The organism is Dietzia sp. IBK-p2-15D (assembly GCF_057773105.1).
In genome coordinates this window covers 1-301 of record NZ_JBYMTK010000138.1, presented here as the reverse complement: position 1 = coordinate 301, position 301 = coordinate 1, and the positions used below count along the sequence as shown (strand labels likewise).

1 pseudogene is annotated in these 301 nt (G+C 64.8%); it reads left to right on the top strand.

From position 1 onward, the window contains the following. Nucleotides 1-105, top strand: a pseudogene (locus AC3DEV_RS17245) (nucleotide exchange factor GrpE); the annotation flags it as partial. Nucleotides 106-301: the final 196 nt, after the last annotated feature.

Below are 301 nucleotides of genomic sequence, written 5' to 3'. Positions count from 1 at the left end.
CAGGACGAGTCCGAGGGATCCGATCCCGTGCTGGGCACGATCCTGCGCAAGGGCTACCGCCACGGTGAGCGGACCCTGCGGACGGCGATGGTGATCGTCCGCTGAGCCACCCGGCTCACCACCCCGGCGTGCGGGTGCGTCCCGAGACGATTCGGGTCGCACCCGCACGCCGACCCACCCCGGACGTGCCGGGGAACTGAGAGAATTCGTAGACCCGAACACTGCAATAAGAAGACGAACTGCAACAAGAAGAAGGGAGGCGTCTGGTGAGTCAGCGCGAATGGGTCGAGAAGGACTACTA